We start from the raw sequence: 14384 nt of genomic DNA, 5'->3' as shown, positions 1-14384 counted from the left end.
CCAGTTGGTTATCCAAAGCATAAAAAATATGAATTTGAGTTATTTAATGTAACGCCATAGCATCAGCCTCACAAGCCAAAGGGTTATTGAATCGTTCAACGCCCAGGGCATAGAAAGACGCTGATGAGGACCGACTGATGGCCGGCAAAACGCTTTACGACAAACTCTGGGATTCCCATGAAGTGAAACGGCGCGATGATGGGTCGTCGCTGATCTACATCGACCGTCACATCATCCACGAAGTGACCTCGCCCCAAGCGTTCGAAGGCCTGCGACTGGCCGGGCGCAAGCCTTGGCGCGTCGACTCGATCATCGCCACCCCGGACCACAACGTGCCAACCACCCCGGAGCGCAAGGGCGGCATCGAAGCCATTGCCGACCAGGTCTCGCGCTTGCAGGTCCAGACTCTCGACGACTATTGCGACGAGTACGGCATCACCGAATTCAAGATGAACGACGTGCGCCAGGGCATCGTCCACGTGATCGGCCCGGAGCAGGGCGCGACCTTGCCGGGCATGACCGTGGTCTGCGGCGACTCCCACACCTCGACCCACGGTGCATTCGGCGCCCTGGCCCACGGCATTGGCACCTCCGAGGTGGAACATGTGTTCGCGACCCAGTGCCTGGTCGCCAAAAAAATGAAGAACATGCTGGTGCGCGTCGAAGGCAAGTTGCCGTTCGGTGTGACCGCCAAGGACATCGTGCTGGCCGTGATCGGCAAGATCGGTACCGCTGGCGGTAATGGGCATGCCATCGAGTTTGCCGGCAGCGCGATTCGCGACCTGTCCATCGAAGGCCGCATGACCATCTGCAACATGTCCATCGAAGCCGGTGCCCGGGTGGGCATGGTCGCGGCGGATGAAAAAACCGTGGAATACGTCAAAGGCCGACCTTTCGCACCGGCTGGCGCCGAGTGGGAGGCTGCCGTCGAGGCCTGGAAAGACCTGGTGTCCGACGCCGACGCGGTGTTCGATACCGTGGTCGAGCTCGACGCGGCCCAGATCAAGCCACAGGTCAGCTGGGGCACCTCGCCGGAAATGGTCCTGGCCGTTGATCAGAACGTGCCGGACCCGGCCCAGGAAGCCGATCTGGTCAAGCGCGGCTCCATCGAGCGCGCCTTGAAGTACATGGGCTTGAAAGCCAACCAGGCGATCACCGACATCCAGTTGGACCGCGTGTTTATCGGTTCCTGCACCAACTCGCGGATCGAAGACTTGCGCGCCGCGGCGGTGATCGCCAAGGGCCGCAAAGTGGCCTCGACCATCAAGCAAGCCATTGTGGTGCCAGGTTCGGGCCTGGTGAAGGCCCAGGCTGAGGCCGAAGGGCTGGACAAGATCTTCCTCGAAGCCGGTTTTGAATGGCGTGAGCCGGGCTGCTCGATGTGCCTGGCGATGAACCCGGACCGTTTGGAGTCGGGGGAGCATTGCGCGTCCACCTCCAACCGTAACTTCGAAGGGCGTCAGGGCGCCGGTGGCCGTACCCACCTGGTCAGCCCGGCCATGGCCGCCGCCGCTGCCGTCAACGGTCGTTTCATCGACGTTCGCGAATTGATCTGAGGAATACCCGATGAGAGCTTTTACCCAACACACCGGTCTTGTCGCGCCGTTGGACCGTGCCAACGTGGACACCGACCAGATCATCCCCAAGCAGTTCTTGAAGTCGATCAAGCGCACCGGTTTCGGCCCGAACCTGTTCGATGAGTGGCGCTACCTGGACGTGGGCTACGCCTACCAGGACAACTCCAAGCGCCCGTTGAACAAGGATTTTGTGCTCAACGCCGAGCGCTATCAGGGCGCCAGCGTGTTGTTGGCCCGGGAAAACTTCGGTTGCGGCTCCAGCCGTGAACACGCGCCGTGGGCCCTGGAAGAATATGGCTTTCGCAGCATTATTGCGCCGAGCTACGCCGACATCTTCTTCAACAACAGCTTCAAGAACGGCTTGCTGCCGATCATCTTGAGCGATGCCGAAGTGGACGAGTTGTTCCAGCAAGTGGAAGCCAATGTCGGCTACCAGTTGACCGTCGACCTCGCCGCGCAGACCGTGACCCGTCCGGATGGCAAGGTGTACCACTTTGAAGTGGATGCCTTCCGCAAACACTGCCTGATCAATGGCCTGGACGATATCGGCCTGACCTTGCAGGACGGCGAGGCGATTGCCGCGTTTGAAGCCAAGCACCGGGCCAGCCAGCCTTGGTTGTTTCGTGATGCCTGATTCTATGTAGGTTGGACTGGCCCCTTCGCGAGCAAGCCCGCTCTCGCATTCGACCGAGTTCCTTCAGTTGAAATGCGCTCAAATGTGGGAGCGGGCTTGCTCGCGAAAGGGCCTGTATGAACACCACAAAAGCCAGGAACATCACCATGACCAGCACCGCCCACACCCAAGTCGTGCAAAAACAATTCGGCGAACAGGCCTCGGCCTACCTGAGCAGTGCCGTGCACGCCCAGGGCACCGAGTTCGCACTGCTGCAGGCCGAACTGGCCGGGCAGGGCGCGGCACGCCTGCTGGACCTGGGCTGTGGCGCCGGTCACGTGAGTTTCCATGTAGCACCGCTGGTCAAGGAAGTGGTGGCCTACGACCTGTCCCAGCAGATGCTCGACGTGGTCGCGGCGGCGGCCGTGGAGCGCGGTCTGGACAACATCCGCACCCTGCACGGCGCCGCCGAGCGCCTGCCATTCGCCGATGGCGAGTTCGACTTCGTGTTCAGCCGCTACTCGGCCCATCACTGGAGCGACCTCGGCCTGGCCCTGCGCGAAGTGCGCCGGGTGCTCAAGCCGGGCGGCGTGGCGGCGTTTGTCGATGTCTTGTCACCGGGCAGCCCGCTGTTGGACACTTACCTGCAAACCGTCGAAGTGCTGCGCGACACCAGCCATGTGCGCGATTATTGCGCCGGCGAGTGGATGCGCCAGCTCAACGAAGCCGGCCTGCATGTGCGCAACAGCAGTCGACAGCGCCTGCGCCTGGAATACACCTCGTGGGTCGAGCGCATGCGCACCCCGCCCGTATTGCGCGCAGCAATCCTGGCGTTGCAGCAGGCGATGGGCCAGGAAGTGCGCGATTACTATGAAATTCAAGCCGACGGCACCTTCAGCACCGACGTGCTGGTGGTGTTCGCTGAGCGCTGATTAATTTTTCCCGACCTGCCCACGGGCGGGTCGCTTGATGAAATGAGGAACTCATGAGCAAGCAGATTCTGATTCTCCCTGGCGACGGTATTGGCCCGGAAATCATGGCCGAAGCGGTCAAGGTCCTGGAATTGGCCAACAGCAAGTACAGCCTGGGCTTTGAATTGAGCCACGACGTGATCGGCGGCGCCGCCATCGACAAGCACGGCGTGCCCCTGGCCGATGAAACCCTCGACCGCGCCCGAGCTGCCGACGCCGTGCTGCTCGGCGCCGTGGGCGGGCCGAAATGGGACAAGATCGAACGCGACATCCGCCCAGAACGCGGCCTGCTGAAGATCCGTGCGCAACTGGGCCTGTTCGGTAACCTGCGCCCGGCGATCCTCTATCCGCAACTGGCCGACGCGTCGAGCCTCAAGCCGGAAGTGGTGGCGGGCCTGGATATCCTGATCGTGCGTGAGCTGACCGGTGGCATCTACTTTGGCTCGCCACGGGGCGTGCGTGAGCTGGAGAATGGCGAGCGCCAGGCCTACGACACCCTGCCGTACAGCGAGAGCGAAATCCGCCGCATCGCCCGTGTCGGTTTCGACATGGCCCGTGTGCGTGGCAAGAAGGTCTGCTCGGTGGACAAGGCCAACGTCCTGGCGTCCAGCCAACTGTGGCGCGAAATCGTCGAAGAAGTGGCCAAGGATTACCCGGACGTCGAGCTGAGCCACATGTATGTGGATAACGCCGCCATGCAACTGGTGCGTGCGCCCAAGCAGTTCGACGTGATCGTCACCGACAACCTGTTTGGCGACATCCTGTCCGACCAGGCTTCGATGCTCACCGGTTCCATCGGCATGCTGCCGTCGGCGTCCCTGGACACCAACAACAAGGGCATGTACGAGCCGTGCCACGGTTCGGCGCCGGACATCGCGGGCCAGGGCATTGCCAACCCGTTGGCGACCATTTTGTCGGTGTCGATGATGTTGCGCTACAGCTTCAACCTGAGCGCAGCGGCGGATGCCATCGAGCAGGCGGTGAGCCTGGTGCTGGACCAGGGCCTGCGTACCGGCGACATCTGGTCACAGGGTTGCACCAAGGTCGGGACGCAGGAAATGGGCGACGCAGTAGTCGCCGCGCTGCGGAATCTGTAATCTCTCTGGCCCGCTTGCAGTTGTTGCTGCAAGGCGGCCCACTTTTTAACAAGGTGTAGTTGCGATGAAACGTGTAGGTCTGATCGGTTGGCGCGGTATGGTCGGTTCCGTGCTCATGCAGCGGATGCTGGAAGAGCAGGATTTCGATCTTATTGAGCCGGTGTTTTTCACCACTTCGAATGTCGGTGGCCAAGGGCCGTCCGTGGGCAAGGATATCGCCCCGCTCAAGGACGCCTACAACATTGAAGAGCTGAAGACCCTCGACGTCATTCTGACCTGCCAGGGTGGCGACTACACCAGTGAAGTCTTCCCCAAGCTGCGCGAAGCCGGCTGGCAGGGCTACTGGATCGACGCCGCGTCCAGCCTGCGTATGCAGGACGACGCGGTGATCATCCTCGACCCGGTCAACCGCAAGGTCATCGACCAGCAGCTTGACGCCGGCACCAAGAACTATGTCGGCGGCAACTGCACCGTCAGCCTGATGCTGATGGGCCTGGGTGGCCTGTTCGAAGCCGGGCTGGTGGAGTGGATGAGCGCCATGACCTATCAGGCGGCCTCCGGTGCCGGCGCGCAGAACATGCGTGAGCTGATCAAGCAGATGGGCGCGACCCACGCGGCCGTCGCCGATCAACTGGCTGACCCGGCCAGCGCGATCCTCGATATCGACCGCCGTGTGGCCGAGGCCATGCGCAGCGACGCCTACCCGACCGAGAACTTCGGCGTGCCCTTGGCCGGCAGCCTGATCCCGTGGATCGACAAGGAACTGCCGAACGGCCAGAGCCGCGAAGAGTGGAAGGCCCAGGCCGAGACCAACAAGATCCTCGGGCGCTTCAAGAACCCGATCCCGGTGGACGGTATCTGTGTGCGGATCGGCGCCATGCGCTGCCACAGCCAGGCGCTGACCATCAAGCTCAACAAAGACGTGCCGATCGCCGACATCGAAGGGCTGATCAGCCAGCACAACCCATGGGTCAAGCTGGTGCCGAACAGCCGCGAAATCAGCATGCAGGAGCTGAGCCCGACCAAGGTCACCGGCACCCTGAATGTACCGGTGGGCCGTCTGCGCAAGCTGAACATGGGCACCCAGTACCTGGGCGCCTTCACTGTAGGTGACCAGCTGCTGTGGGGCGCGGCCGAGCCGCTGCGCCGGATGTTGCGGATCCTGCTGGAGCGTTGATCGCTTTGTGGTGTTGAAGAAACCCGCGTTCTGGTGACAGGCGCGGGTTTTTTATGCCTGATCGTTCCCACGCTCCGCGTGGGAATGCCTCCCCTGACGCTCCGCGTCACAGCCTCAGGAATGGACGCGGAGCGTCCACGGCAGCGTTCCCACGCAGAGCATGGGAACGATCATTGCCTCACTCCCCACCACCCGGTAAAGTGCCGCTCCCCCCGCAATGCCCGAGGCAGCCTCCATGACCCAGACCTTTGATATCGCCGTGATCGGCGCCACCGGTACGGTTGGCGAAACCCTGGTGCAGATCCTCGAAGAACTGGATTTTCCGGTAGGCACCTTGCACCTGCTGGCCAGTAGCGAGTCGGCCGGCGCGTCGGTGCCGTTTCGCGGCAAAAATGTGCGGGTGCGGGAAGTCGATGAATTTGATTTCAGCAAGGTGCAACTGGCTTTCTTCGCCGCCGGCCCGGCGGTCACCTTGAGTTTCGCCCCCCGCGCCACTGCGGCGGGTTGCTCGTTGATCGACCTGTCCGGCGCCTTGCCGGCCGAACAGGCGCCCCAGGTGGTGCCGGAAGCCAATGCCCAGATGCTGGACGGTTTGAAAAAGCCATTCCAGCTCGGTAGCCCAAGCCCTTGCGCCACCCATCTGGCAGTGGTCCTCGCGCCGCTGCGGGGGCTGTTGGATATCCAGCGCGTCAGCGTCACCGCTAACCTGGCGGTGTCCGCCCAGGGCCGTGAAGCCGTCAGCGAACTGGCCCGGCAAACCGCCGAGCTGCTGAATGTACGGCCCCTGGAACCCAAATTCTTTGACCGGCAGATGGCTTTCAACCTGTTGGCCCAGGTCGGCACGCCGGATGCGCAGGGCCACACTGCCCTGGAAAAGCGCCTGGTCCACGAACTGCGCGCCCTGCTTGAACTACCGTTACTGAAAATTTCCGCGACCTGCGTTCAAGCTCCGGTGTTTTTTGGCGATAGCCTGAGCGTGTCCCTGCAACTGGCGGGCGCTGTGGACCTGGGCGCAGTGAATCGCGCGTTGGAAGCGGCGCCGGGCATCGAACTGGTGGAAGAGGGCGATTACCCTACAGCCGTTGGGGATGCGGTCGGTCAGGACGTGGTCTACGTGGGGCGGGTGCGTGCCGGCATCGACGACCCGGCGGAACTAAACTTGTGGCTGACGTCAGATAACGTACGCAAAGGCGCGGCGCTTAACGCCGTGCAACTGGCACAGTTGTTGATAAAACACCTTGTGTAAAAGATACTTGGCGGCAATTTGTAGATTGATTCTAGCCAAGCGCTATGCTTGGCCCCATGCAGGAAAAGTTGCGCGTCGGTGAACTATCGGCTCGCCATGCCGAATGGCAGCGGTACCCAACCTTCTCGCCGGCCGAGGAGTGTTCAAACAAAGGATGAGGCTATGGTTCAAGTTCGCAAACTGGTGTTAGCAATAGCGGCCGCCTCGGCGCTGTCCTCCGGTATGGCGCAAGCGCTGCAACTTGGGGAGATGACCCTCAAGTCGAAGTTGAACCAGCCTCTGTCGGTGGAGATCGAGCTGCTCGACGTGGGCGGGCTGACAGCCTCCGATATCGTGCCCAGCCTCGCGTCTTCCCAGGCCTTTGTGGATGCGGGGGTCGATCGCCAGGCGTTCCTCGATGAGCTGACCTTTACCCCGGTGCTCAACCCCAGCGGTCGCAGCGTGGTTCGTGTCACCTCGAGCAAGCCATTGCCCGATTCCTATGTACGCTTCCTGTTGCAGGTGCAATGGCCGAATGGTCGGTTGATGCGTGACTACAGCGTCTTGCTGGACCCGGCCAAGTTCGAGCAAAAAGCCCCTGGGGCCAGCGCCCCGGCACCCCGTCTTGCGCCGCCTGCTGCTGCCAGTGTGACCAAGGCGGCGGAATACACCACGACTTCTCGCGACACACTGTGGGAAATCGCCGCAAAAAATCGCAATGGCGGCTCGATCCAGCAGACCATGCTGGCGATCCAGGCGTTGAACCCGGGAGCCTTTGTCGACGGCAACATCAACCGCATGAAGACCGGCCAGGTATTGCGCATGCCGGACCCGGTACAAAGCACCAGTCTGCCGCAGCCCGAGGCGATCGCCGAAGTGACCGCGCAGAATGCGGCCTGGCGCCAGGGGCGCCGTGGCGCTAACAATCAGGCAGCGGGGCGCCAGCAACTGGATGCGACCAAACGCACCCAGGCCGGCGCAGCGCCGTCGCAGACGGCAGCGAAGGACAACCTGAGCCTGGTCTCGGCCGAAGCCGCCAAGGCGGGCGTCAAGGGCGCGGCGGGTGATAGCAAGGCTTTGAACAACAAGCTGGCGGTGACCCAGGAAAGCCTGGATTCGACCCGCCGCGAAAATGAAGAACTGAAAAGCCGCATGACTGACCTGCAAAGTCAGTTGGACAAACTGCAGCGGCTGATTGAGTTGAAAAACAACCAACTGGCCAAGTTGCAGGCTGAAGGCGGCGCCCCGGCGCAGCCGGCTGTAATCCCTGCCGAACTGGCTGCGGCGCCGACCGCGCCTGCTGCCCCTGCTCCGGCTGCCGAAGCGCCGGTGGTCGCGCCAGTGGAAACCCCGGCTGAGCCTGCGCCAGTGGCCAGCACCGAAGGCAAGTTCAATGACCTGCTGACGAACCCTATCGTCCTCGGGGTGATCGGTGGTGCCGCCGGCCTCCTGGTGTTGTTGCTCCTGCTGCTATGGGCGCGCCATCGCAATGCGCGCCTGGAAGAGGAAAAACACCTGCGCATGGCGCGGGCGCTGGCCGAAGAGCCGGAATTTTCCTCGAATATTGAGCAGGACCTGTCTCTGGACAGTTTCGAGGGCCTTGAAGTCCCGGCGGCAAGCGTCAAGCTGGCTCCAGCTCCAGCTCCAGCTCCAGCTCCAGCTCCGGTTGCCGTGGCGCCGGTGCCAGTGCCTGCCCCGGCGACCAGCATGGCGCCGCCAAGCAAACTGATCATCGAACCCGGTTCCTCCGATGCCCTGGCCCAGGCCCAGTCCCATCTGGACCGTGGTCACTTGAACCAGGCAGCCGCCGTGCTGGAAGAGGCGATCAAGCTGGAGCCCGCGCGCAGTGACCTGCGCCTCAAGCTCCTGGAAGTCTACGGCCAGCAGGGCGACAAGGACGGTTTCGTGACCCAGGAGCGCCAGTTGGTCGCCAATGGCGAGAACCACGCCCAGGTCGAGCTGTTGAAAAATCGCTACCCGGCCATGGCCGTGCTCGCGGCGGGCGTCAGTGCTGCGGTCGCCGCCGCCGCGCTTGATGCGCAGTACGTCAAGGATCTGCTCCAGGAAGAGCCGGCGCCTGCTCCCGCGCCTGAAACCGATGCTTTCGACAATGATTTCGACCTGAGCCTGGATGACCTGGAAGCCGCGTCGCCGGCAGTGGTCGCGCCGGAGCCCGAGGTCGATGACCTGAGCTTTGAGTCGGTGCTGCAGCAGCAAACCGAGGCCAAGGCCAGCCCGGACGATCTGTCCGACTTTGACCTCGACTTGCAGCTGGATGCGCCAGCCTCCCAGTCCGACGATGACTTCCTCTCGGGCCTGGAAGAAGAGATGAAGGACCTGCCGCCGGTCGAGCCGCCCACCCTGACGCCAGCTGCGCTGGATGACTTTGACCTGCCGGAAGACTTCGACCTGTCCCTGGCCGACGAGCCTGCATCATCGAGCAAGCCGGACGCATTCGCCTCGGAGCTTGACGACGTCAACGCCGAGCTGGAACGTCTGTCGCAGAGCCTGGAAAGCCCGTCGATCGAACCGAGCTTCACCGCTGAAGATGCGGCAAAGGGCGACGATGAGCCGGAATTCGATTTCCTGTCGGGTACCGACGAAGTTGCCACCAAACTCGACCTGGCCCAGGCTTACATCGACATGGGCGATGAGGGCGGTGCGCGTGACATCCTGGCCGAAGTCCTCACTGAGGGTGACGACGGCCAGCGTAGCGAAGCCAAGGAAATGCTCAGCCGCCTGGTGTGATTACCGGCAATTAACGCAGCGGCGGCCTTCGGGTCGCCGTTTTGCATTTAAATGGGGGAGTCGGGCTTGCCCGCGATAGAGGCGACTCGGTCCCTCAGTAAAAACGAGGCGCGGCTATCGCAGGCAAGCCAGCGCCCACAAAATGCCCCAGGCCCAGGCCTGGCACTTTATAATGGCCGCCTTTGCGCAACTATCAGGCTCTCAGCTCTTGGCAAATATAGATAACGCGGCCGCCGAAATGGCGGCCGCCGGCTTTTTCAGAATCGCCCTGGGCGTGGAATACAAAGGCTCGCGCTATCGCGGCTGGCAGCGCCAGGCCTCTGGCGTGCCGACCGTGCAGGAAACCCTGGAGAAGGCCCTGTCGAAGGTCGCCGACTCGCCGGTTTCATTGATGTGCGCCGGGCGCACCGACGCGGGCGTACATGCCTGCGGGCAAGTGGTGCATTTTGACACCCAGGCCGAGCGTTCGATGAAGGCGTGGGTCATGGGCGCCAATATCAATCTGCCCCACGATGTCAGTGTCAGCTGGGCCAAGGTTATGCCGGCGCACTTCCATGCGCGGTTCAAGGCGATTGCCCGGCGTTACCGCTATGTGATCTACAACGATCAGATCCGTCCGGCGCACTTGAACGAAGAAATCACCTGGAACCACCGTCCGCTGGACGCCGAGCGCATGGCTGAAGCGGCCCAGCATCTGGTGGGGATCCACGATTTCAGCGCCTTTCGCGCCGGCCAGTGCCAGGCCAAGTCGCCGATCAAGGAAGTCCACCACCTGCGGGTGACCCGTCACGGCAAGATGATTGTCCTGGATATCCGCGCCGGGGCGTTCCTGCACCATATGGTGCGCAATATCGCCGGGGTGCTGATGACCATCGGCACCGGCGAGCGCCCGGTGGAGTGGGCCAGGGAGGTGCTGGAGAGCCGGGTGCGGCGTACCGGCGGGGTTACGGCGCACCCGTTCGGCCTGTACCTGGTGGAGGTGGAGTACCGCGACGAGTTCGAGTTGCCGCAGCGTTTCATCGGGCCACACTTCCTCACTGGTTTCACTGAACTTGGCGGCTGACGCCCGGAAAAGCATTTGTTACCATCCGGGACTTTCCTGGACAGCCCCCTGAGGTTCCGACGATATGTCAGGCGTTCGCAGCAAGATTTGCGGGATTACCCGCATGGAAGACGCGCTGGCGGCAGTCGAGGCGGGGGCTGACGCCATTGGCTTTGTGTTTTATGCCAAGAGCCCGCGGGCGGTAACGGTGCAACAGGCCCGGGCGATCATTGCCGGCTTGCCGCCGTTCGTGACCACTGTGGGGCTGTTCGTCAACGCCAGCGCCTGCGAGCTCAATGAAACCCTGGATGCGGTGCCCCTGGACCTGTTGCAGTTCCATGGCGACGAAACCCCGGAGGAGTGCGCCGGCTACCATCGCCCGTATATCAAGGCGCTGCGGGTCAAGGCCGGGGACGATATCGCCGCCAGTTGTGCCGCCTACGCCGGGGCCAGCGGGATTTTGCTCGATGCCTATGTCGAGGGCATTCCTGGCGGTACCGGCGAGGCCTTCGATTGGTCGCTGATCCCCCAGGGCTTGAGCAAGCCGATCATCCTGGCGGGTGGCTTGTGCGCTGACAATGTGGCGCAGGCCATTGCCCAGGTTCGCCCGTATGCCGTCGACGTCAGTGGCGGGGTGGAGCAGGCCAAGGGCATCAAGGACTCTGGCAAGATTCACGCATTCATGCAGGCAGTGCGCAGCAGCAGTGGCGCGATGTGACGGCTGGCAGTCTGCCGCCGTCAGTAACTACCACTGTGTAAAACAGGCCGGCGTTGCCCTCGGGCGGCGCCAATGAAGTGGCAACCACGCACTGGCGGGTTGTCTGGAAGGCTGAGGGCAGGTGCAGGAAATGGCTGGTCGAACGTCTGACCCCGTCCTGCAGTTGTTATCGCCACATCAATGAATTTAGCTCAAGGGCATACGCGGGGCTGTGTTCAAGCCACCGGTACTGGAGAAAGAAAGCATGAGCAACTGGTTAGTAGACAAACTGATCCCCTCGATCATGCGTTCCGAGGTGAAGAAAAGCTCGGTCCCTGAAGGTCTGTGGCACAAGTGCCCCTCCTGCGACGCGGTGTTGTACCGCCCGGAGCTGGAAAAGACCCTGGACGTTTGCCCCAAGTGCAATCACCACATGCGTATCGGCGCCCGCGCCCGTATCGACATTTTCCTCGACGCCGATGGCCGTGCCGAGCTGGGCGCTGACCTGGAACCGGTGGACCGCCTCAAGTTCCGCGACGGCAAGAAGTACAAGGACCGCCTGACCGCTGCGCAAAAGCAGACGGGCGAGAAAGACGCGCTGATCTCCGTCAGCGGCAAGCTGCTGGGCATGCCAGTGGTGGTGTCGGCGTTTGAGTTCTCCTTCATGGGTGGCTCGATGGGCGCCATTGTCGGTGAGCGTTTTGTGCGCGCCGCCAACTACGCCCTGGAAAACCGTTGCCCGATGATCTGCTTCGCCGCCTCCGGTGGTGCGCGGATGCAGGAAGCGCTGATTTCGCTGATGCAAATGGCCAAGACCTCTGCGGTACTGGCGCGTCTGCGTGAAGAAGGTATCCCGTTCATCTCGGTCCTGACCGACCCGGTCTACGGCGGCGTTTCCGCCAGCCTGGCGATGCTGGGCGACGTGATTGTCGGCGAGCCCAAGGCGCTGATCGGCTTTGCCGGCCCTCGCGTGATCGAGCAGACCGTACGTGAAAAACTGCCGGAAGGCTTCCAGCGCAGCGAGTTCCTGCTGGAGCACGGCGCCATCGACATGATCATTGCCCGTTCCGAGCTGCGTCCACGCCTGGGCAACCTGCTGGCACAGATGATGGGTTTGCCGACCCCGGTGTACGTCGCGCCTAAGGTCGAGCCCATCGTTGTGCCGCCGGTGCCTGCAAACCTATGACCCAACGAACCCTGGGCGAATGGCTCGCCTACCTCGAGCAGTTGCATCCGTCAGTCATCGACATGGGGCTGGAGCGCTCGCAACAGGTAGCGGCCCGCCTCGGGTTGGGTCGGCCGGCGCCACGGGTGATCACGGTCACTGGCACCAACGGCAAGGGGTCTACCTGCGCTTTCGTCGCCGCGTTGCTGCAGGCCCAGGGCCTGAAGGTGGGCGTCTACAGCTCGCCGCACTTGCTGCGTTACAACGAGCGTGTGCAGCTCAATGGCGTCGAAGCCACTGACGAGCAGTTATGTGAAGCCTTTGCGGCGCTGGATGCCGGACGTGGCGAAACCTCCCTGACCTATTTCGAGATGGGCACCCTGGCCGCGTTCTGGCTGTTCGAGCGTGAGCAACTGGATGCGGTGGTGCTGGAAGTCGGCCTGGGCGGTCGTCTGGATACCGTCAATGTGGTGGATGCCGACCTCGCGTTGGTGACCAGCATTGGCGTGGATCATGCTGACTACCTGGGCGATACCCGCGAATCCGTGGCCTATGAAAAGGCCGGGATCTTCCGCCAGGGCAAGCCGGCGCTGTGCGGTGATGTGGACCCGCCCCATACCTTGCTGGATAAGGTGCGCGAGCTGGATTGCCCGTTTTTCCTGCGGGGCCGGGACTTCGGCCTGGAAGTGGCAGGCGATCGCTGGTCGTGGCACGGTGTCGATGCGCGGGGCCAGGGTGTCGAGCTGCACGACCTGCCGCTGCTGAACCTGCCCATGGAAAACGCCGCGCTCGCCCTGCAGGCCTACCTGTTGCTGGATCTGCCGTGGAATGCCGGGCAGATTGCCGATACCTTGCAGCGTACGCAGGTGGTCGGGCGCCTGGATCGTCGCTCGTTCGAGTGGCAAGGCAAGCGCTTGAACCTGTTGCTGGATGTCGGGCATAACCCCCATGCTGCGCAGTACCTGGCGCGTCGTTTGTCGCTCCAGGCGCCGGCGGGTCGGCGTCTGGCGGTGTTCGGCCTGCTGGCGGACAAGGATCTGGACGGTGTGGTCGCGCCTTTGCTGGGCAGTGTGCAGTCCTGGGCCGTCGCCCCGCTGGATACGCCGCGCACCCGTACGGCGGATGATGTGCAGGCGGTGTTGCAGAACCTTGGCGCGACGGTGACGTCCCATGCAAGCGTAACCGCTGCATTGGAGGCTCAATGCGCGGTGGCAACGGCCGAGGACGAGATTCTGTTGTTCGGATCATTTTATTGTGTTGCCGAGGCGCTTGAGTGGTTGGCCCGGCGCTCCACGGAGGAAGCTGCACATGGCATTACTGGATAGCGCATACAAGCAGCGAATGGTCGGAGCCCTGGTTCTGGTGGCATTGGCGGTGATTTTCCTGCCGATGCTGTTTTCTCGCCAGGACGAGCAGCGCCAGGTTACGGTCGAAGCACCGGCGGCGCCCCAGGCGCCGGTGATGCCGCAGGTCCAGGTCGAGCCGGTAGTGGTGCCTGAGCCGCAGGCGTTGCCCGAGGAAGAACCGGTGCCGACCGATGCGGAAATTGCCGAACAGCAAGCACCTTCGGCGCCGATCCAGCCGAGTGTGCCGGTGGTAAAACCTGCTCCTGCTCCTGCGCCTGTGGTTGCCGCCAAGCCGGCTGCACCTGCTCCTGCGCCGAAACCGGTCGCACCGCAGCCCGCAGCCCCGGGCAAGCCTGATGTGGGGCAAAGCCGTATTGATCCGAATGGCCTGCCGATCAGTTGGTCGGTGCAACTCGCCAGCCTGTCCAATCGCGAAAGCGCCGAAGCCTTGCAGAAAACCCTGCGCAGCCAGGGTTATAACGCGTATATCCGAACTGCCAATGGCAAGAATCGGGTATTTGTCGGTCCGCTGATCGAGCGTGCCGAGGCTGACCGCCTGCGGGACTTGCTGGGTCGCCAGCAGAACCTGAAGGGCTTTGTGGTGCGCTTCCAGCCAGAGCGCGGCTGAAACATCCAAATGTGTATGCAGGCTTGTGTGGGAGCGGGCTTGCCCGCGATGACGGTGGACCAGTCGATAGTTTAGTTGACTGGCACGCCGCTATCGCG

At 62.8% G+C, this 14384-nt stretch carries 12 protein-coding genes; all 12 read left to right on the top strand.

The annotated features are described in order from the left end of the window. Positions 1-137 precede the first annotated feature (137 nt). The 12 genes from leuC to K1X80_RS19370 all read left to right on the top strand — a co-directional run bounded on the left by leuC (position 138) and on the right by K1X80_RS19370 (position 14286). Positions 138-1556 (top strand): 3-isopropylmalate dehydratase large subunit, encoded by a 1419-nt coding sequence (gene leuC / locus K1X80_RS19425; RefSeq protein WP_057438604.1) that lies wholly within the window; start codon positions 138-140, stop codon positions 1554-1556. Positions 1557-1566: 10 nt separating this feature from the next. After that, on the top strand, positions 1567-2211 hold the full coding sequence (gene leuD, locus K1X80_RS19420; RefSeq protein ID WP_057438605.1) for a 3-isopropylmalate dehydratase small subunit: 645 nt from the start codon (positions 1567-1569) through the stop codon (positions 2209-2211). A gap of 146 nt (positions 2212-2357) precedes the next feature. Further along, positions 2358-3122, top strand: a complete 765-nt coding sequence (locus K1X80_RS19415) for a class I SAM-dependent methyltransferase (protein ID WP_057960179.1) — start codon at positions 2358-2360, stop codon at positions 3120-3122. Between the two features lie 53 nt (positions 3123-3175). Beyond that, positions 3176-4258 (top strand): 3-isopropylmalate dehydrogenase, encoded by a 1083-nt coding sequence (gene leuB / locus K1X80_RS19410; protein WP_057438607.1) that lies wholly within the window; start codon positions 3176-3178, stop codon positions 4256-4258. A 64-nt stretch (positions 4259-4322) separates the two neighbouring features. Then, positions 4323-5435, top strand: a complete 1113-nt coding sequence (gene asd / locus K1X80_RS19405; RefSeq protein WP_057444111.1) for an aspartate-semialdehyde dehydrogenase — start codon at positions 4323-4325, stop codon at positions 5433-5435. A 235-nt stretch (positions 5436-5670) separates the two neighbouring features. Then, positions 5671-6681, top strand: a complete 1011-nt coding sequence (locus K1X80_RS19400; protein ID WP_057960178.1) for an aspartate-semialdehyde dehydrogenase — start codon at positions 5671-5673, stop codon at positions 6679-6681. 162 nt (positions 6682-6843) lie between these two features. Then, entirely contained in the window at positions 6844-9408 is a 2565-nt protein-coding gene (locus K1X80_RS19395; RefSeq protein ID WP_220172424.1) for a FimV/HubP family polar landmark protein, read from the top strand. Between the two features lie 238 nt (positions 9409-9646). After that, a complete protein-coding gene (gene truA, locus K1X80_RS19390; RefSeq protein WP_057438609.1) occupies positions 9647-10471 on the top strand; it encodes a tRNA pseudouridine(38-40) synthase TruA in 825 nt (274 codons plus the stop codon). 64 nt (positions 10472-10535) lie between these two features. Beyond that, positions 10536-11168, top strand: a complete 633-nt coding sequence (locus K1X80_RS19385) for a phosphoribosylanthranilate isomerase (protein ID WP_057438610.1) — start codon at positions 10536-10538, stop codon at positions 11166-11168. Between the two features lie 244 nt (positions 11169-11412). After that, positions 11413-12333 carry an acetyl-CoA carboxylase, carboxyltransferase subunit beta gene (gene accD / locus K1X80_RS19380; RefSeq protein WP_038442050.1) on the top strand — a complete coding sequence of 307 codons (921 nt, stop codon included), beginning with the start codon at positions 11413-11415 and terminating at the stop codon, positions 12331-12333. After that, positions 12330-13637, top strand: a complete 1308-nt coding sequence (gene folC / locus K1X80_RS19375) for a bifunctional tetrahydrofolate synthase/dihydrofolate synthase (RefSeq protein WP_220172423.1) — start codon at positions 12330-12332, stop codon at positions 13635-13637. Before accD ends, folC begins: the two co-directional genes overlap by 4 nt. After that, entirely contained in the window at positions 13621-14286 is a 666-nt protein-coding gene (locus tag K1X80_RS19370) for an SPOR domain-containing protein (RefSeq protein ID WP_057438612.1), read from the top strand. The genes folC and K1X80_RS19370 overlap by 17 nt, the downstream gene beginning before the upstream one ends. Positions 14287-14384 lie beyond the last annotated feature (98 nt).

The organism is Pseudomonas sp. So3.2b, from assembly GCF_019464415.1.
In the GTDB taxonomy this organism is placed as follows: Bacteria; Pseudomonadota; Gammaproteobacteria; order Pseudomonadales; family Pseudomonadaceae; genus Aquipseudomonas; species Aquipseudomonas shahriarae.
Note: the sequence above shows the minus strand (reverse complement) of the source record. Positions and strands in the feature narration are given on the sequence as shown.